This window comes from Bacillus sp. ChL18, from assembly GCF_026241425.1.
GTDB lineage: Bacteria > Bacillota > Bacilli > Bacillales > Bacillaceae > Bacillus > Bacillus velezensis.
The window spans coordinates 191,015-208,053 of sequence record NZ_JAPHWE010000001.1; the positions used below are offsets into that span (position 1 = coordinate 191,015).

Sequence of the window (17,039 nt, forward strand, 5' to 3'; positions counted from 1 at the left end):
TATAAATCACAAGCAGAGGCACCCGCTTCTCACCTGATTGACACATTCATGTAGTTGGCAGGTTGACCGTACATTTTTATTTATGCAGATGTTCGTAGTGTGGGTGTGTTGTCATGCCCGCACTTTTTGTTTGCCTGCAGAATGCAGTCAAAAAGCGTTGTGAATCAATTCGAAGAAACTATGGAGGTGGCTCATTATTAGCAAAGATCAATTGGTTAATGAGGGTATCCGTGCACGTGAAGTTCGTCTGATCGGACAAAATGGCGATCAGCTCGGCATCAAGTCCCGTCAGGAAGCACTTGAAATCGCCGGCCGCGCAAATCTTGACCTTGTGTTAGTTGCAGCAAATGCAAAACCGCCTGTCTGCCGCATCATGGACTACGGTAAGTTCAGATTCGAGCAGCAGAAAAAGGACAAAGAAGCACGCAAAAATCAAAAAATCATTAACTTAAAAGAAGTTAGATTAAGTCCGACGATCGATGAGCATGACTTTAACACGAAATTGCGCAATGCGATTAAATTCCTTGAAAAAGGCGATAAAGTGAAAGCTTCTATCCGCTTTAAAGGGCGCGCAATCACTCATAAAGAAATCGGCCAGCGCGTATTGGACCGTTTCTCTGAAGCATGTGCGGAAGTTGCGACAGTCGAAACAAAACCAAAAATGGACGGCCGCAGCATGTTCTTAATGCTCGCGCCGAAAAACGAAAAGCAATAAGGAGGAAATCCCATGCCAAAAATGAAAACTCACCGCGGATCTGCTAAACGTTTTAAAAAGACAGGTTCTGGGAAGTTAAAACGTTCTCATGCATACACAAGTCACTTATTCGCCAACAAATCCCAAAAGCAAAAGCGTAAGCTTCGCAAGGGTGCTATTGTGAGCGCAGGAGACTTCAAACGCATCAAACAACAGCTTGCCAACATCAAGTAATCGGACAAGGAACAATTAGGAGGGAAATATAATGCCAAGAGTAAAAGGCGGAACTGTGTCGCGTCAGCGTCGTAAAAAGGTTCTTAAATTAGCAAAAGGTTATTTCGGTTCAAAACATAGATTATACAAAGTAGCAAACCAGCAGGTCATGAAATCTGGAAACTACGCTTTCCGTGACCGTCGTCAGAAAAAACGTGACTTCCGTAAGCTTTGGATCACTCGTATCAACGCAGCTGCTCGTATGAACGGTCTTTCTTACAGCCGTTTAATGCACGGTCTTAAGCTTTCAGGCATCGAAGTAAACCGCAAAATGCTTGCTGATCTTGCTGTAAACGATCTTACTGCTTTCAATCAGCTTGCTGATGCTGCTAAAGCTCAGTTAGACAAGTAAGTTGAAAAAGCCGCTCTCTTTCCGGGAGCGGTTTTTTTACGTAAAGGGTGACAATCAATGGCTCTCTTCATTTACGCCGTATTGATAAACGGATACGGCTTTTGGATCATGGGCGCTGATAAAAGAAGAGCAAAGGCGCACCGGTGGAGAATATCAGAGAAACGAATATGGCTCACAGCCGCCATGTTCGGCTCACTCGGCGTATGGATCGGCATGCGCACCTTCAGGCATAAGACGAAACACAAATCCTTTTTATACGGGGTGCCGCTGCTTTTTCTCACTGAAGCCGCCCTTGTGCTGATGTATTTGATGTAAAACATAAAAAGCAGGAGAGCTTATCGCTCGCCTGCTTTTTTCGCTTTTTTGATGGGCTGGTCCCAATCAATCTTGCAATTCGGATACCGCTCCAATACCTTTTTTTCGACTTCTTCAAAATCACCTGCAGAAAAGCGGTTCAGCTTTTCCGGATTTTCGGTCCATACAAATATTGTATGGATAAACAGCGGATGATCTTTGGAAGGGATATGCTTTTCTCCTTCAAAGAGCACTCCTTTATAAGTAAGCTGGAGATTTTTTCGCGTGTTTTTCTGTTCGTCAATAAAATAAAAATTCTCTTTTGATTGCGCCAGTCTGAGCCTTCTTTTCGGGTTTGCGTAGAATTTGACGCACATGTAAATAAAATAAATAAGAAGTGCAAGCAAGACAATCCTCAATACTGTAATGGCCATATGTGTGAAGGCACCTCCTCACCTTTGTCATGATCTGATGTAATACGAAAAACAAAACAAAAGGTTTCATTTTTTTAAAAGAAATAGATAAAAACATTTACCCGTTTTTCAGGCGAATTAATCGTATGCTTCAGCATTGGTTTTGTATAATAAGAAGGGTAGTGAAAAAAAGGAGGTTTATTGATGACAAAATTAGATGAAACGCTCACCATGCTGAAAGCGTTAACGGATGCAAAAGGGATACCGGGAAATGAGAGAGAAGTCAGACAAGTGATGAAATCATACATAGAACCATTTGCCGATGATGTCACAACAGACCGGCTGGGAAGCTTAATCGCCAAAAAAACCGGCAAAGAAAACGGTCCGAAAATCATGATCTCAGGGCATTTAGACGAAGTCGGTTTTATGGTGACGCAAATCACTGATAAAGGCTTTCTCCGCTTTCAAACCGTCGGCGGCTGGTGGTCTCAGGTCATGCTGGCCCAGCGCGTCACCGTCGTGACAAAAAAAGGGGACATCACGGGGATCATCGGTTCGAAACCGCCTCACATTCTGCCTCCTGACGCCAGAAAAAAAGCCGCCGATATTAAAGAGATGTTCATCGATATCGGGGCGTCCAGCCGTGAAGAGGCAATGGAATGGGGCGTTCTTCCGGGTGACCAGATTGTGCCGTATTTTGAATTTACAGTGATGAACAATGAAAAGCATTTATTGGCGAAAGCATGGGACAACCGTATCGGCTGTGCGATTGCCATCGATGTATTAAAAAATCTGAAAAACAGTGATCACCCCAATGAAGTATACGGGGTCGGAACCGTTCAAGAAGAAGTCGGGCTGCGCGGGGCGAAAACAGCAGCACATACGATCCAGCCTGATATCGCGTTCGGTGTGGATGTCGGAATTGCCGGAGATACACCGGGAATTTCTGAAAAAGAGGCGCAAAGCAAAATCGGTGAAGGGCCGCAAATTATTCTGTATGACGCGTCAATGGTATCTCACAAAGGGCTGCGCGACCTTGTCGTGAACACGGCGGAAGAAGCGGGAATTCCGTATCAGTTCGATTCCATTGCCGGAGGGGGCACGGATTCAGGTTCCATTCACTTAACCGCAAACGGAGTGCCGGCGCTGTCCATTACGATCGCGACGCGCTACATTCACACTCATGCCGCTATTTTGCATCGGGATGATTATGAGAATACGGTAAAATTGATCACAGAAGTGATTAAAAAATTAGATCGGGAAACGGTTGACCGTATTACTTATCAATAAAGATACGGAAGAATCTGCTTTTTTAAGCAGATTCTTTTTTTTGTCTGTACAAATATGAACCCTGCGTCTACAATAAGAGAAGACATAGAAAAATCTGACAACACTTTTTTGAAAGCGCTTTAAAAAAGGGAGGGTTTACAAATGAAAAACAGATTCAGACGCATGATCCGCTTTTCGTGCGCAGCCGTTACAGCCGGGCTGCTGATGATGTCTTCATCTCCGGCATCTGCCGCGTTTTGGGGGGCATCAAATGAATTGCTTCACGATCCGACAATGGCGAAGGAAGGAAACACGTGGTACGCTTTCGGAACCGGTTTGGAAGGGGAGAGGGGACTTCGCGTCTTAAAGGCGGGCAGCGGCGGCGTATGGACCGTTCAGAAATCAATCTTTACTTCTCCGCTGTCATGGTGGGGCAATTATGTGCCGAATTACGGGCTGAATCAATGGGCCCCCGATGTTCAATATTTTAACGGAAAGTATTGGCTGTATTATGCCGTTTCTTCATTCGGCAAAAATACCTCCGCGATCGGCCTTGCATCATCTACAAGCCTCAGTTCGGGAAACTGGAAGGACGAAGGGCTCGTCATCCGTTCAACAAGCGCCAATAACTACAATGCAATTGATCCGGAGCTGACAATTGATAAAGACGGAAACCCTTGGCTTGCCTTCGGTTCTTTTTGGAGCGGCATTAAGCTGACAAAGCTTGATAAAAATACAATGAAACCGACGGGATCACTTCATTCCATCGCTGCCAGACCGAATAACGGCGGAGCTTTGGAAGCGCCGGCCATCACCTACCAGAACGGCTACTATTACTTAATGGTGTCGTTTGATAAATGCTGTTCAGGCGTGAATAGTACGTACAAAATCGCTTATGGAAGAAGCAAAAGCATCACCGGCCCATATCTCGATAAAAGCGGGAAAAGCATGTCAGAAGGCGGAGGGACGATTCTTGACTCCGGCAATGACCGTTGGAAAGGCCCGGGCGGTCAAGACATTGTGAACGGGAATATTTTAGTGCGTCATGCGTATGATGCCGAAAACAGCGGAATTCCGAAGATGCTCATCAATGATATCGATTGGAGTTCAGGCTGGCCTTCCTATTAATCGAGCAGCCGGGCATGTGTGTCCGGCTTTTTTACTTGCAATAAAAGATTGACAGTTTGATTCCTCCTTAACTATAATAAAATTGTTCGTACAAATAAAAGGATTAAAGTTTTTTAGTTTATATTCGTACGTATATTTTTTTAAAAAATGCAAGCGCTTTATTTTGATGGGAAGGGGAAATGAATGTGCTTCAGAACAAAGAATATGAATTTTGGTTTGTAACGGGAAGCCAGCACTTATACGGAGAGGAAACGCTGCAGCTTGTCGATAAACACGCAAAGGGAATATGTGACGGCCTCAGCGGGGTGTCATCAAGATACAAGATCAGGCATAAACCGGTTGTCACGTCATCTGAAACAATCAGAGAGGTTTTGCGGGAAGCGCAGTATCAAGAAAACTGTGCCGGGGTCGTGACGTGGATGCATACATTTTCCCCTGCGAAAATGTGGATTGAAGGTCTTTCCGCTTTTCAAAAGCCGATGCTTCATCTGCATACCCAGTATCATCGCGACATCCCGTGGGAAACGATTGATATGGACTTTATGAACAGCAACCAATCCGCTCACGGAGACCGGGAATACGGATATATCCAGTCAAGAATGGGGCAGACGAGAAAAGTCATCGCAGGCTATTGGGATGATGAGGAAGTCAAACATGACATTTCGCAATGGATGAACACGGCTGCCGCTTGGAATGAAAGCAGGAATATTAAAGTAGCCCGGTTCGGCGATAATATGCGGAATGTGGCGGTTACTGACGGAGACAAAGTCGGCGCCCACATTCAATTCGGCTGGCAGGTTGACGGGTACGGAATCGGCGATCTTACCGAGGTGATGAACAACGTCACCGACGCAGAAATTGAGGCGCTTTATGAGGAATACGACAACTTGTATGTCATCAGCGACGAAACAAAACGGGATGAAGCAAAAGTTGCTTCCATTAAAGAACAGGCGAAAATTGAACTCGGATTAACGGCCTTTCTCGAACGGGGCGGATATACAGCGTTTTCGACCTCGTTTGAAGTTTTGCACGGAATGAAGCAGCTTCCGGGTCTTGCCGTTCAGCGTCTCATGGAAAAAGGGTACGGATTTGCCGGCGAAGGCGATTGGAAAACGGCTGCCCTTGTGCGAATGATGAAAATAATGGCGGACGGAGAACAAACCTCCTTCATGGAAGATTATACGTACCATTTTGAACCGGGTCGTGCGATGATTCTCGGATCACATATGCTTGAAGTATGTCCGACGATCGCCCTTGATCAGCCGAAAATCGAAGTCCATCCTCTCTCAATCGGAGGGAAGGAAGATCCGGCCCGGTTGGTCTTTAACGGAATCGGCGGTTCAGCCATCATCGCCAGCATCATTGATATCGGTGGGCGATTCCGTCTCATTCTGAATGAAGCGGAAGGCAGGGAAATTGATCATGATATGCCGAATCTCCCTGTGGCGCGGGTGCTGTGGAAGCCGGAGCCATCGCTGAAAACAGCTGCGGAAGCATGGATTTTGGCGGGAGGCGCCCATCATACTTGTATGTCCTTCCGGCTTACGGCTGAACAGATGCTTGACTGGGCTGAGATGGCAGGCATTGAAAGCATCTTTATTTCCCGCAATACCGAAATACATGAGCTGAAAAAAGAGCTGAAATGGAACGACGCATTATACCGGCTGGGAGGGAATTAATATGGCGTATACGATTGGTGTTGATTTCGGCACATTGTCCGGCCGGGCGGTGCTTGTCAATGTCCGCACGGGCGAAGAAATCGCGTCTGCGGTAAAAGAATATACTCATGCTGTCATTGACCGCACGCTGCCGAAGACGGGTGAAAAACTCCCTCGGGACTGGGCGCTTCAGCATCCTGCTGATTATATCGAAGTTCTGGAAACGGCGATTCCGAACCTGCTTGAGCAGGCGGGCGCTGATCCAAAAGACGTGATCGGCATAGGAATTGATTTTACCGCCTGCACGATTTTGCCGATAGACGGCGCGGGGCAGCCGCTTTGTATGCTGCCGGAATTTGAAAGGGAGCCCCACAGTTATGTGAAGCTGTGGAAGCATCATGCAGCTCAAAAACATGCAGACCGTTTGAACACGATTGCCGAAGATACAAATGAAACATTCCTTAAAAGATACGGCGGTAAAATTTCTTCCGAATGGATGATCCCGAAAATCATGCAAATCGCGGAAGAAGCGCCGCATATATACAAGGCGGCAGATCAGATTGTGGAAGCGGCAGACTGGATCGTCTATCAATTGTGCGGTTCATTGAAGCGAAGCAACTGCACGGCCGGCTACAAAGCAATCTGGAATGAGGATACGGGGTATCCGCCGGATCATTTTTTCGAAAGGCTCAACCCGTTAATGAAAACGATTACAAAGGATAAATTAAGCGGCTCCATTTATTCAGTCGGGGAAAAAGCAGGAGGTTTGACCGAAAAAATGGCGGAGCTGACCGGGCTTCTGCCGGGGACGGCCGTTGCCGTCGCCAATGTCGACGCTCACGTGTCAGTGCCCGCGGTCGGTATTACAGAGCCGGGGAAAATGCTGATGATCATGGGAACGTCTACCTGCCATGTGCTGCTCGGCGACGAAGAACATATCGTCCCCGGTATGTGCGGGGTCGTCAATAACGGCATCTTGCCCGGATATGCGGGATATGAAGCGGGGCAGTCCTGTGTCGGCGACCACTTTGAATGGTTCGTCAAAACGTGCGTTCCGAGAGACTATGAGAAGGAAGCTGAGGATAAACACATAGACATTCACGAGCTGCTCAGCAAAAAAGCAGCTGAACTTGTTCCCGGGGAAAGCGGCCTTCTCGCGCTTGACTGGTGGAACGGAAACCGGTCAACCTTGGTGGACGCCGATTTGACGGGCATGTTGCTCGGCATGACGCTGCACACGAAGCCGGAAGAAATCTACAGGGCATTGATTGAAGCGACAGCGTTCGGAACGAGGATGATTATCGAAACGTTCCGGGAAAACGGCGTTCCGGTCGAAGAGCTTTACGCAGCCGGAGGAATCGCCGAAAAAAATCCGTTTGTCATGCAGATTTATGCAGACGTCACAAATATGGATATTAAATTATCCGGGTCTCCGCAGGCGCCTGCACTGGGCTCCGCGATTTTCGGAGCGCTCGCCGCGGGACGGGAAAACGGGGGATTCTCCAATATTGCTGAAGCATGCGCGCATATGGGGAAATTAAAAGACGGCTTTTATGCCCCGAACCGGGAAAGAGCTGAGATTTATGACAGCTTATATGCGGAATATAAAGAGCTCGTACACTACTTCGGCAAAGAAAACAATGTTATGAAACGCCTGAAAGCCATTAAAAACCGTGATTTTGCGAAAGGAGGGAGCCGCCATGCTTGAAGCGTTAAAAGAAGAAGTGCTCGCCGCCAACCTGAAGCTTGAGGAACATAACCTTGTCACGTTTACATGGGGGAATGTCAGCGGCATTGACAGAGAGAGCGGGAGAATCGTCATTAAACCGAGCGGTGTCGATTACAGTGAGCTGACCGCTGACAAACTGGTCGTCCTGAATGAGGACGGAGACATTCTCGAAGGCTCGCTGAAGCCGTCTTCTGACACGCCGACCCATCTTTATCTGTATAAAGCGTTTCCGGCTATCGGCGGAATCGTTCATACTCACTCCCGCTGGGCGACGAGCTGGGCGCAGGCCGGAAGAGACATACCCGCTCTCGGAACGACTCACGCGGATTACTTTGAAAGCGCTATACCCTGCACGAGGGAAATGTATGAAGAAGAAATTGTGAAAGATTACGAATATCATACAGGCAAAGTCATAGCCGAAACCTTTCAAAACGAACCGTATGAACAAAATCCGGGTGTTCTCGTCCACAGCCACGGCCCGTTCTGCTGGGGAACGGACGCGCTGAATGCCCTGCATAACGCCGTTGTGCTCGAAACGGTAGCGGAAATGGCCTACCATTCGCTTATGCTGAACAAACAGCTCAGTCCGATCGACAGAGTGCTGCATGATAAGCATTTTTACAGAAAACACGGGGCGAATGCTTATTATGGCCAAACTTGACGCAGCCGGGTTTCTGATTGATTTAGACGGAACCGTATTCAGGGGGCGGGAGCTGATTGACGGCGCAAAAGAAGCCGTTCATACCCTTCAGTCACTGGGCAAAGCCGTTGTCTTTTTAAGCAACCGCGGCAATCTATCAAGAGCAATGTGCCGAAAGAAACTGCTGGGTGCCGGTATCCGCACGGATGAACGGAGCATCGTGCTGTCCTCCAGTGTGACGGCATCATTTTTAAAGAAGCATTATCCTTTGTCAAAGGTGTGGGTGTTAGGAGAGAAAGGGCTGACTGATGAACTCGCTTTAGCGGGTGTCGCCCTGGCGCAAAACCCGCAGGCGGCAGACTGGCTTGTCATCTCCCTGCATGAAACCGTCACCTATGAGGATCTGAATCTCGCTTTTAAGGCGGCTTCCTCCGGCGCGCGCATCATCGCCACGAACCGGGACCGCTCCTTTCCGAATGAAGGCGGCCATGCCATGGACGTCGCGGGAATGATCGGGGCCATTGAAGCATCCGCCGGAGCAAAAACTGAGCTTGTCATCGGCAAACCGTCTTGGCTGATGGCTGAGGCGGCATGTGAAGCGCTCGGACTTCCCCCTGAGGAATGCGCCATTATCGGAGACAGCCTCGAATCAGATATCGCAATGGGCAGCCTGTACGGGATGAAAAGCGTATTGGTTCTGACGGGGTCGGCCAAACTTGGGGAGCCCCGTCTATATGAACCTGACATCGTCCTTGATTCTATTAAAGACCTGACAGAATTAGCGAAGGAGGGAATCCTTTCATGAAACGTTCTCCTGAGGACATTCAATCCGAGTTTGACAAGGAAGGGGCCAGCCGCTCACCGATTCAAATAGAAGATATCGTGATCGGGGCGAATGCAAAAGAAGAGCTTCTCAGATTTCTGCAAAAAAAATGCTGGAATCATCCGGTCATCGTCTGTGACCGTAACACGTACGAGGCGGCGGGACGTCTGTTTGCGGAAGAATTGAGGGCAGGCGGGATCAAAGCGTCAAAAGTCATCATTCCGGAGCATGAAGCCGGGGCCGCCGCGGCTGATGAGAGGACATTGGTCTATACGCTGATCAATCTCGCGGAAGAGACGGATGTCATCATTGCGGCCGGTGCAGGAACGATTCACGACATTACGCGGTTTGCCGCCTACCAGCGCGGATTGCCGTTTATCTCATTCCCCACCGCTCCGTCAGTCGACGGTTTTACATCGGCGGGAGCGCCGCTCATATTAAACGGAATCAAAACGACGATTCAAACGAAAGCGCCCATCGCCTTATTTGCGGATACGAATGTATTAAAAGAAGCGCCCCGTTCAATGACAGCCGCGGGCTTCGGAGACATGATCGGAAAAATAACATCGCTGGCAGATTGGGAGATTTCCCGCAGGCTTGCGGGTGAGCCGTACTCAGAAGCCGGGGCGAAGCTTGTGAAAGACGCGCTTTGGCAGTGCATTGATCACCGCGCTGACATTGCCATGGGAACGGAGGCCGGCATTCAGATACTGATGGAAGCGCTGATCGTTTCGGGTCTTGTCATGCTTGCGCTTGACCACTCCCGCCCCGCCTCAGGAGGAGAACATCACATCTCGCATTGGATTGAGATGGAAATGCTGAAGGCAAAACAGCCTCCGATTCTCCACGGTGCGAAGGTCGGCTGTGCGTGCGCGGTGCTGAGTGATATTTACAAAGAACTGGCTTGTCACGAAAAGCTTGCTGAACTGCCGCCGCACTTTCGCGAGGCGATTCAATCTGCATATGAAGGGCTGCCCGACGGCAAGACAATTGCCGGGTGGCTCGCATCTGCGGGAGGTCCCGCCTGTTTCGATGAGATCGGTGTGGAAAAGGAGCTTGTCAGCGATGCGCTTAAGCATGCGCACACATTGCGGGACCGTTATACCGGTTTAACCATCATAAATGCAAATGCAGCGCTCTTTGCACATCATTTGCATCTATAGCCGCGCGGCCTAAAGTGGAAGGGGTAATGACATGAAAAAAACGACCGCTGTATGTTTGGTGCTGATGATGCTCTTCTTGTTTACCGCCGGCTGTTCACAAGAACGGACTGCCGGCCGGCCGGGAGAAACGGAGCTGACGTTTTGGACGTTTAACGGTCTGCACGAACAGTTTTATCAGGAAATGGTCAAAGAATGGAATCAGAAATATCCGGAGCGCAAAATCAAGCTGAATACCGTTGTTTATCCTTATGGACAAATGCATGATAATTTATCGGTTTCGCTGATCGCGGGTGAGGGGCTTCCCGATATAGCCGACGTGGAATTAAGCCGGTTCTCGAACTTTCTGAAGGGGAAGGATATCCCGCTTGCCGATCTGACGCCGCTGATTGAAAAAGACCGCGATAAGTTTGTGGAAGCGCGTCTGGCCTTATACAGCAAAAACGGAAAATTGTACGGCCTTGATACACATGTGGGGACGACCGTCATGTTTTACAACATGGATATCATGAAAAAAGCGGGCGTTGATCCCGCCTCCATTAAGACATGGGAAGATTACCGGCGGGCAGGGAAAAAAGTGCGTGAGGCCGCTGGGAAACCGATGGGAACGGTTGAAACAAACGACTCCGCCACATTCCTATCCATGATTTCGCAGCAAGGGTCAGGCTACTACAGCAAAAACGGAAAATTGATTCTGAACAGCAAGACGAATACAGACACACTGAATTATGTAAAGGACATGGTAAATGATAAAACCCTTCTGCCGGCTCCCGGCGGCGGCCATCACAGCGAAGAATACTACGGTTTTATGAATCAGGGCGGGGCAGCCTCAGTGCTGATGCCCATTTGGTACATGGGACGGTTTATCGATTATATGCCTGATTTAAAAGGCAAAATGGCGATTTACCCTATGCCGGCCTGGAAAGAAGGCGGTGACAGATCAGCGGGTTTAGGCGGAACAGCCACCGTCGTGCCGAAGCAGGCTGAACATCTGAAGCTCGCGAAAGAATTTCTCGGTTTTGCGAAAGGTTCGAAGGAAGGGAATATAAAGCTTTGGACGGTGCTCGGCTTTGACCCGCTCCGCTGGGACGTGTGGGATTCAAAAGAATTGAAGGAGAAAAACAAGTACACGGATTTCTTCCGGAACGGTACGTCAATTTTTTCCTCGCTCCTTGAAATAAAAGATGAGATCAATCCGATTTATCTGCATGAAGACTTCTCTAAAGCGGCTGATCTCGTTGTCAGACAAGTGCTGTTCGATGCGCTGAAGACGCAGGAAAAAACACCTAAGGAAGCCTTGGACGAGGCGGCAGAGCAATTAGAGAAATAGGAGAAGCCGCCCTATTTAACAGTGAAAGCGGGGGAGCTTTTATGAGACCTGTAAAGACAGAGACAGCGCAAACCGTTTCTGCAGTCCGGAAGAAGCCGCGCCGGCGCAATGTGCTGTATTCAAAAAAAGCGGTGCCTTATCTTTTTACGGCGCCATTTATCATTTCGTTTCTCGTTTTCTTTTTGTATCCGATCATCAGCGTGTTTATCATGAGCTTTCAGCGGATACTGCCGGGAGAAATTACATTTGTCGGGTTTTCCAATTATACCGCTCTTCTTAATCCAACCTTTTACACCGCACTGTTTAACACATTGGAATATACCTTCTGGACGCTGATCGTGCTGATTCCAGTGCCGCTTCTTTTGGCGGTGATTCTGAATTCGAAGCTCGTCAGGTTCAGAAATGTGTTTAAATCGGCTCTGTTTGTACCGGCTTTAACATCGACGATCGTAGCGGGAATTATTTTCCGTCTGATGTTCGGAGAAATGAATACGTCGCTTGCAAACGAGCTGATGATGAAGCTTGGCGCATCACCCCAAAACTGGCTCAACAACAAAGGTACCGGCATGTTTTTAATGGTGCTGCTTGCGTCATGGAGGTGGATGGGCATTAACATTCTTTACTTTCTGGCCGGATTGCAAAACGTGCCGAAAGAATTGTATGAAGCGGCTGAAATTGACGGGGCGAGTACGTGGAAAAAGTTCCGGCATATTACCCTTCCATTTTTAAAGCCGGTGTCCGTTTATGTGTTAACGATCAGTATTATCGGCGGTTTCAGAATGTTTGAGGAAAGCTATGTGCTTTGGCAGAATAATTCCCCGGGCAATATCGGCCTCACACTTGTCGGTTATTTATATCAGCAGGGGCTTGCATACAACGAAATGGGGTACGGGGCCGCAATCGGAATTGTCCTTTTGCTTGTCATCTTACTAGTCAGCCTTGTTTCACTGAAACTGTCCGGTTCGTTTAAAGGGGAGGGATAAGCGTTGCGTAACAATCACATGTTTTCCGTGTACAGAGTCGCGTTTACCTTGTTTTTTATCATGCTGAGCCTGTTGTATATCTTTCCGATGATCTGTCTATTGCTCGGTTCTTTAAAGCCGTCATCTGAGCTGATGCGCATCGGGCTGAATCTGCGTCTTGATCCGGATGTGATGAGCCTTGATAACTACACCTATTTGTTCAACGGGGGGAGCATTTATTTCAAATGGTTTTTTAACAGCCTGCTGCTCGGCGTTCTCACCACGGTTCTCACGCTGTTTTTTTCCTCTTTGATCGGCTACGGACTCGGTGTCTACGAATTTAAAGGCAGAAATATTATTTTTGTTCTTGTGCTGATCATTATGATGGTGCCTCTTGAAGTGATGATGCTTCCGTTGTTCAAATTGACGGTGGGTCTTCATTTGATCGATTCTTATACGGGGGTGATTCTGCCGTTTATTGTGTCGCCTGTCGCCGTGTTCTTTTTCCGGCAATATGCGCTCGGACTTCCGAAGGATCTGCTTGATTCAGCGAGAATGGACGGCTGCACCGAATTCGGCATTTTTTTCAGAATTATGGCGCCGCTCATGAAACCGGCATTCGGGGCAATGATCATTCTTCAATCTTTAAACAGCTGGAATAACTTTTTATGGCCGCTGATCGTGCTTCGATCGAAAGAAATGTTTACGCTTCCAATCGGACTTTCAGGGCTGCTGAGTCCGTACGGCAACAACTATGACATGCTGATTTCCGGGTCCGTTTTTGCGATACTGCCGGTGATCATCATATTCTTGTTTTTCCAAAAATACTTCATTTCCGGCCTCACAGTAGGCGGAGTGAAGGGATAGAGAGAGGGAGGAAATAATGAAAAAAGCGGGGATTACAGCAGATAAAGAATATATCATCGGTGAAGTGGACAAACGGATGTACGGATCATTTATAGAACATATGGGCCGGGCGGTGTATGAAGGCATTTATGAGCCCGGACACCCGAAAGCCGACAAGGACGGGTTCAGAACAGACGTGCAGGAGTTAATCAAGGAATTGCAAGTGCCGTTCATCCGCTATCCGGGAGGGAATTTTCTCTCAGGCTACAATTGGGAGGACGGCGTCGGGCCGGTGAAGGACCGCCCGCGGAGGCTTGATTTGGCATGGCAGACGACAGAAACGAACGAAGTGGGGACGAATGAATTTTTAACGTGGGCGAAAAAAGTGAACGCCGAAGTGAATATGGCGGTCAATCTCGGGACGAGAGGAATCGATGCCGCCCGGAACCTCGTCGAATACTGCAACCATCCTGAAGGGTCGTACTGGAGCGACTTACGAAAATCGCACGGATATGAAAAACCTTACGGCATCAAAACATGGTGCCTAGGAAATGAGATGGACGGCCCTTGGCAGATCGGTCATAAAACGGCGCATGAATACGGACGGCTCGCCGCTGAAACGGCAAAGGTGATGAAATGGACGGACCCGACGATCGAATTGGTGGCTTGCGGAAGCTCAAACAGCGGCATGCCGTCCTTCATCGAGTGGGAGGCCGAGGTGCTTGAGCATACGTACGAGCATGTGGATTACATCTCACTGCATACGTATTACGGCAACCATGAAAATGATCTTGAAAACTATTTGGCGAAGTCGATGGATTTAGACCATTTTATTAAATCCGTCACAGCCGTATGTGATTATATGAAAGCGAAAAAACGCAGCAAAAAAACGATTCACCTTTCTTTAGATGAATGGAATGTGTGGTATCACTCAAATGAAGCGGATAAAAAAGTGGAGCCATGGATTACGGCCCGGCCGATTCTCGAAGACATCTACAATTTTGAAGACGCACTGTTGATCGGTTCACTGCTGATTACGATGCTGCAGCATGCGGACAGACTAAAGATCGCCTGTCTCGCCCAGCTTGTCAACGTAATTGCGCCTATTATGACTGAAAAGGGCGGAGAAGCATGGAGACAGCCGATCTTTTATCCTTACATGCACGCCTCTGTCTACGGGAGAGGGACTTCAATGAAGCTGCTGGTCACCTCCCCGAAATACGACTCAGCGGATTTTACGGATGTGCCGTATGTTGATGCCGCGGCCGTTTACCATGAAGAGGATGAAGCACTGACCATTTTTGCCGTCAACAAAAGCAAGGAACTGATGGAAACGGAGATAAAGCTGAGAGGGTTTGAAGATTACCGCATTATTGAGCATATCGTGCTGGAGCATCAGGATATGAAAGCGACCAATCAAAAAAACAGAAAAGAAGTCATTCCGCACTCCAACGGAACGTCTTCGGCAAATGCTCAAGGGATAACGGCTCATTTTACTCCGCTGTCCTGGAATGTCATCCGTTTATCAGGAAAATAATGTTCCGAAAAGCCGGGCTGCGCCGCCGGCTTTTTTTTACGCAAAAATCATCTCTTGTTATCTGATAATTGTGATAATATTTAGAAAAAGAGAAAAGGGGCTGGGATTAAATGAATGCGATTACAATCGTCATAGCGTCTATATGTATTCTGGCGATCGCCTATCGGCTTTACGGTACCTTTATGATGGTCAAAGTATTAAAAATCAATGATCAGACACCGACTCCGGCCCATGTGCTTGAGGATGGGAAAGATTATGTGCCGACGAATAAGTGGGTGTCATTCGGCCACCACTTCGCGGCAATCGCCGCTGCCGGCCCGCTTGTCGGACCGATTCTGGCAGCTCAGTTCGGCTATCTGCCCGGGCTTTTATGGCTGTTAATCGGGGCGGTGATCGGAGGAGCCGTGCACGATATTGTCGTATTGTTTGCATCAATGCGGAAAAACGGGAAAACGCTTTCTGAAGTCGCCAAAGAAGAGCTCGGCCCGGTGGCGGGTTTTTGCACGGGTCTCTCGATGCTGTTTATCATTACGATCACGATGGCGGGGCTGTCCATGGTTGTGCTGCACGCGCTTGAGAAAAACCCGTGGGGAACGTTTGCGGTGGGGATTACGATTCCGATCGCGATGGGGGTCGGCCTCTACTATAAAAAAACGGGCAATCTCAAACTCGCATCAACTGTCGGGTTTCTTTTGTTAATGGCCGGTGTTGTCATCGGGCCGCAGCTGCAGACAACGGCTCTCGGGGACATGCTGACACTGGATGCGAAAACGCTTGCAGTGGCGCTTCCTGTCTATGCGTTTTTCGCCGCGGCGCTTCCGGTTTGGCTTTTGCTGGCTCCGCGTGACTATTTAAGCAGTTTTATGAAAATCGGGGTTTTTGCCGCTTTGATCGCAGGCGTCTTTTTCGTCAATCCCGCCATTAAATTCCCGGCCGTAACGGAGTTTATTCACGGCGGAGGGCCGGTGATCGCGGGTCCTGTCTGGCCGTTTATTTCAATAACGATTGCCTGCGGCGCCATTTCGGGCTTTCATGCATTTGTCGGTTCCGGCACAACGCCGAAAATGCTGGATAAATGGAGTGATATAAAGCCGGTTGCTTTCGGAGCGATGCTTGTGGAATGTCTCGTCGGAATTATGGCGCTCATTGCAGCTGCCGCTCTTGAGCCCGCCGACTATTTTGCCATTAACAGCACGCCTGAAATATTCCGCACCCTCGGGATGAATGTCGTCCATCTGCCTGAATTGAGTAAAGAAATCGGGCTCAGTCTGGAAGGAAGAACGGGCGGCGCTGTTACGCTTGCCGTCGGAATGACGTATATCTTTACGGAGATTCCGTTTTTCAGTCATTTGGCTTCATACTTTTTTCAATTCGTCATTATGTTTGAAGCGGTGTTTATTTTAACGGCGATTGATGCGGGAACCCGTGTCGCCCGGTACTTGATTCAAGAGTTTTTCGGAGAGGTCTATAAGCCGCTGAAAAAAACAGACTGGCTGCCGGGCTCAATTTTCTCAAGCGCGCTCGCCTGCCTGCTGTGGGGCTATCTTCTGTATTCGGGCGACATCAGCTCCATTTGGGCGCTGTTCGGCGTATCCAATCAGCTTATGGCGTCTGTCGGCTTAATTATCGGTGCGACCGTCGTATTAAAAATAGCGGATAAGCGGCGCTATATGCTGACATGCCTGATTCCTCTCGCTTATTTGTACGTGACCGTCAACTATGCGGGTTATTGGATGGTGCGGTATGTGTATTTGAACCCCGAAGCGGCGGGATACAACGTGCTGAATGGCGTTTTATCCATTATCATGCTCATTCTCGGGCTTGTGATTATCATTGCGGCTGTGAAAAAATGGGCGAATGTATGGCGTGATCCGAGTGCCAGACTGGAAGCTTCAATACCCGGATAAATCCGCGGCCGTCCGAACATTGCA

General features: G+C 48.6%; 17 protein-coding genes and 1 other annotated feature. Of the genes, 16 read left to right on the forward strand and 1 reads right to left on the reverse strand.

Annotation, left to right across the window (positions count from 1 at the left end; all coding sequences use genetic code 11):
• The first annotated feature begins 4 nt into the window (after nt 1-4).
• Nucleotides 5-135: a sequence feature (ribosomal protein L20 leader region), on the forward strand.
• A gap of 58 nt (nt 136-193) precedes the next feature.
• The 4 genes from infC to OQ477_RS01120 are packed head-to-tail and all read left to right on the forward strand — an operon-like array spanning nt 194 to nt 1,634.
• Nucleotides 194-715, forward strand: coding sequence for a translation initiation factor IF-3 (gene infC / locus OQ477_RS01105; RefSeq protein ID WP_071543361.1), 522 nt, complete (start codon nt 194-196; stop codon nt 713-715).
• A gap of 12 nt (nt 716-727) precedes the next feature.
• Nucleotides 728-928 carry a 50S ribosomal protein L35 gene (gene rpmI / locus OQ477_RS01110; RefSeq protein WP_003152493.1) on the forward strand — a complete coding sequence of 67 codons (201 nt, stop codon included), beginning with the start codon at nt 728-730 and terminating at the stop codon, nt 926-928.
• Nucleotides 929-959: 31 nt separating this feature from the next.
• Nucleotides 960-1,319 carry a 50S ribosomal protein L20 gene (rplT, locus tag OQ477_RS01115; RefSeq protein WP_007613019.1) on the forward strand — a complete coding sequence of 120 codons (360 nt, stop codon included), beginning with the start codon at nt 960-962 and terminating at the stop codon, nt 1,317-1,319.
• Between the two features lie 57 nt (nt 1,320-1,376).
• Nucleotides 1,377-1,634 (forward strand): DUF1294 domain-containing protein, encoded by a 258-nt coding sequence (locus OQ477_RS01120; RefSeq protein ID WP_061862462.1) that lies wholly within the window; start codon nt 1,377-1,379, stop codon nt 1,632-1,634.
• A 20-nt stretch (nt 1,635-1,654) separates the two neighbouring features.
• On the opposite strand, the gene OQ477_RS01125 is transcribed toward OQ477_RS01120, so the two are convergent.
• Complete coding sequence (locus OQ477_RS01125; RefSeq protein WP_003152498.1) at nt 1,655-2,047, reverse strand: hypothetical protein; 393 nt, start codon at nt 2,045-2,047, stop codon at nt 1,655-1,657.
• Between the two features lie 183 nt (nt 2,048-2,230).
• Between OQ477_RS01125 and OQ477_RS01130 the strand changes: the two genes are divergently transcribed.
• The 12 genes from OQ477_RS01130 (at nt 2,231) to cstA (ending at nt 17,015) form a co-directional block, all read left to right on the forward strand.
• Complete coding sequence (locus OQ477_RS01130; protein WP_007408096.1) at nt 2,231-3,316, forward strand: M42 family metallopeptidase; 1,086 nt, start codon at nt 2,231-2,233, stop codon at nt 3,314-3,316.
• A gap of 141 nt (nt 3,317-3,457) precedes the next feature.
• A complete protein-coding gene (locus tag OQ477_RS01135) occupies nt 3,458-4,423 on the forward strand; it encodes a glycoside hydrolase family 43 protein (RefSeq protein WP_265971131.1) in 966 nt (321 codons plus the stop codon).
• A gap of 185 nt (nt 4,424-4,608) precedes the next feature.
• Nucleotides 4,609-6,102 (forward strand): L-arabinose isomerase, encoded by a 1,494-nt coding sequence (gene araA / locus OQ477_RS01140; RefSeq protein WP_265971132.1) that lies wholly within the window; start codon nt 4,609-4,611, stop codon nt 6,100-6,102.
• Between the two features lies 1 nt (nt 6,103).
• Nucleotides 6,104-7,789, forward strand: coding sequence for a ribulokinase (gene araB, locus OQ477_RS01145; RefSeq protein ID WP_265971133.1), 1,686 nt, complete (start codon nt 6,104-6,106; stop codon nt 7,787-7,789).
• The gene (araD, locus tag OQ477_RS01150; RefSeq protein ID WP_265971134.1) at nt 7,782-8,471 is read left to right on the forward strand and encodes an L-ribulose-5-phosphate 4-epimerase; all 690 of its coding nucleotides are present in this window, start codon (nt 7,782-7,784) and stop codon (nt 8,469-8,471) included. Before araB ends, araD begins: the two co-directional genes overlap by 8 nt.
• Entirely contained in the window at nt 8,449-9,255 is an 807-nt protein-coding gene (locus OQ477_RS01155) for an HAD-IIA family hydrolase (RefSeq protein ID WP_407966282.1), read from the forward strand. Before araD ends, OQ477_RS01155 begins: the two co-directional genes overlap by 23 nt.
• A complete protein-coding gene (locus OQ477_RS01160; RefSeq protein WP_265971135.1) occupies nt 9,252-10,436 on the forward strand; it encodes a sn-glycerol-1-phosphate dehydrogenase in 1,185 nt (394 codons plus the stop codon). The genes OQ477_RS01155 and OQ477_RS01160 overlap by 4 nt, the downstream gene beginning before the upstream one ends.
• A 31-nt stretch (nt 10,437-10,467) precedes the next feature.
• Nucleotides 10,468-11,763 (forward strand): ABC transporter substrate-binding protein, encoded by a 1,296-nt coding sequence (locus OQ477_RS01165; RefSeq protein WP_265971137.1) that lies wholly within the window; start codon nt 10,468-10,470, stop codon nt 11,761-11,763.
• Between the two features lie 41 nt (nt 11,764-11,804).
• Nucleotides 11,805-12,746: a carbohydrate ABC transporter permease gene (locus OQ477_RS01170; RefSeq protein WP_265971139.1), complete on the forward strand. Its 942-nt coding sequence runs from the start codon at nt 11,805-11,807 to the stop codon at nt 12,744-12,746.
• Between the two features lie 18 nt (nt 12,747-12,764).
• Complete coding sequence (locus tag OQ477_RS01175) at nt 12,765-13,592, forward strand: carbohydrate ABC transporter permease (protein ID WP_007612991.1); 828 nt, start codon at nt 12,765-12,767, stop codon at nt 13,590-13,592.
• Nucleotides 13,593-13,608: 16 nt separating this feature from the next.
• Nucleotides 13,609-15,108: an alpha-N-arabinofuranosidase gene (locus OQ477_RS01180; RefSeq protein ID WP_265971140.1), complete on the forward strand. Its 1,500-nt coding sequence runs from the start codon at nt 13,609-13,611 to the stop codon at nt 15,106-15,108.
• A 110-nt stretch (nt 15,109-15,218) separates the two neighbouring features.
• Nucleotides 15,219-17,015 (forward strand): carbon starvation protein CstA, encoded by a 1,797-nt coding sequence (gene cstA / locus OQ477_RS01185; protein WP_265971141.1) that lies wholly within the window; start codon nt 15,219-15,221, stop codon nt 17,013-17,015.
• Nucleotides 17,016-17,039 lie beyond the last annotated feature (24 nt).

Excerpts from the sequence above, each read along its gene's own strand:
- rpmI (WP_003152493.1), top strand. The coding sequence starts at position 728 with ATGCCAAAAATGAAAACTCACCGCGGATCTGCTAAACGTTTTAAAAAG.
- rplT (WP_007613019.1), top strand. The coding sequence starts at position 960 with ATGCCAAGAGTAAAAGGCGGAACTGTGTCGCGTCAGCGTCGTAAAAAG.
- OQ477_RS01120 (WP_061862462.1), top strand. The coding sequence starts at position 1,377 with ATGGCTCTCTTCATTTACGCCGTATTGATAAACGGATACGGCTTTTGG.
- OQ477_RS01125 (WP_003152498.1), bottom strand. The coding sequence starts at position 2,047 with ATGGCCATTACAGTATTGAGGATTGTCTTGCTTGCACTTCTTATTTAT.
- OQ477_RS01130 (WP_007408096.1), top strand. The coding sequence starts at position 2,231 with ATGACAAAATTAGATGAAACGCTCACCATGCTGAAAGCGTTAACGGAT.
- OQ477_RS01135 (WP_265971131.1), top strand. The coding sequence starts at position 3,458 with ATGAAAAACAGATTCAGACGCATGATCCGCTTTTCGTGCGCAGCCGTT.
- araB (WP_265971133.1), top strand. The coding sequence starts at position 6,104 with ATGGCGTATACGATTGGTGTTGATTTCGGCACATTGTCCGGCCGGGCG.
- araD (WP_265971134.1), top strand. The coding sequence starts at position 7,782 with ATGCTTGAAGCGTTAAAAGAAGAAGTGCTCGCCGCCAACCTGAAGCTT.
- OQ477_RS01155 (WP_407966282.1), top strand. The coding sequence starts at position 8,449 with ATGCTTATTATGGCCAAACTTGACGCAGCCGGGTTTCTGATTGATTTA.
- OQ477_RS01160 (WP_265971135.1), top strand. The coding sequence starts at position 9,252 with ATGAAACGTTCTCCTGAGGACATTCAATCCGAGTTTGACAAGGAAGGG.
- OQ477_RS01165 (WP_265971137.1), top strand. The coding sequence starts at position 10,468 with ATGAAAAAAACGACCGCTGTATGTTTGGTGCTGATGATGCTCTTCTTG.
- OQ477_RS01170 (WP_265971139.1), top strand. The coding sequence starts at position 11,805 with ATGAGACCTGTAAAGACAGAGACAGCGCAAACCGTTTCTGCAGTCCGG.
- OQ477_RS01175 (WP_007612991.1), top strand. The coding sequence starts at position 12,765 with ATGTTTTCCGTGTACAGAGTCGCGTTTACCTTGTTTTTTATCATGCTG.
- OQ477_RS01180 (WP_265971140.1), top strand. The coding sequence starts at position 13,609 with ATGAAAAAAGCGGGGATTACAGCAGATAAAGAATATATCATCGGTGAA.
- cstA (WP_265971141.1), top strand. The coding sequence starts at position 15,219 with ATGAATGCGATTACAATCGTCATAGCGTCTATATGTATTCTGGCGATC.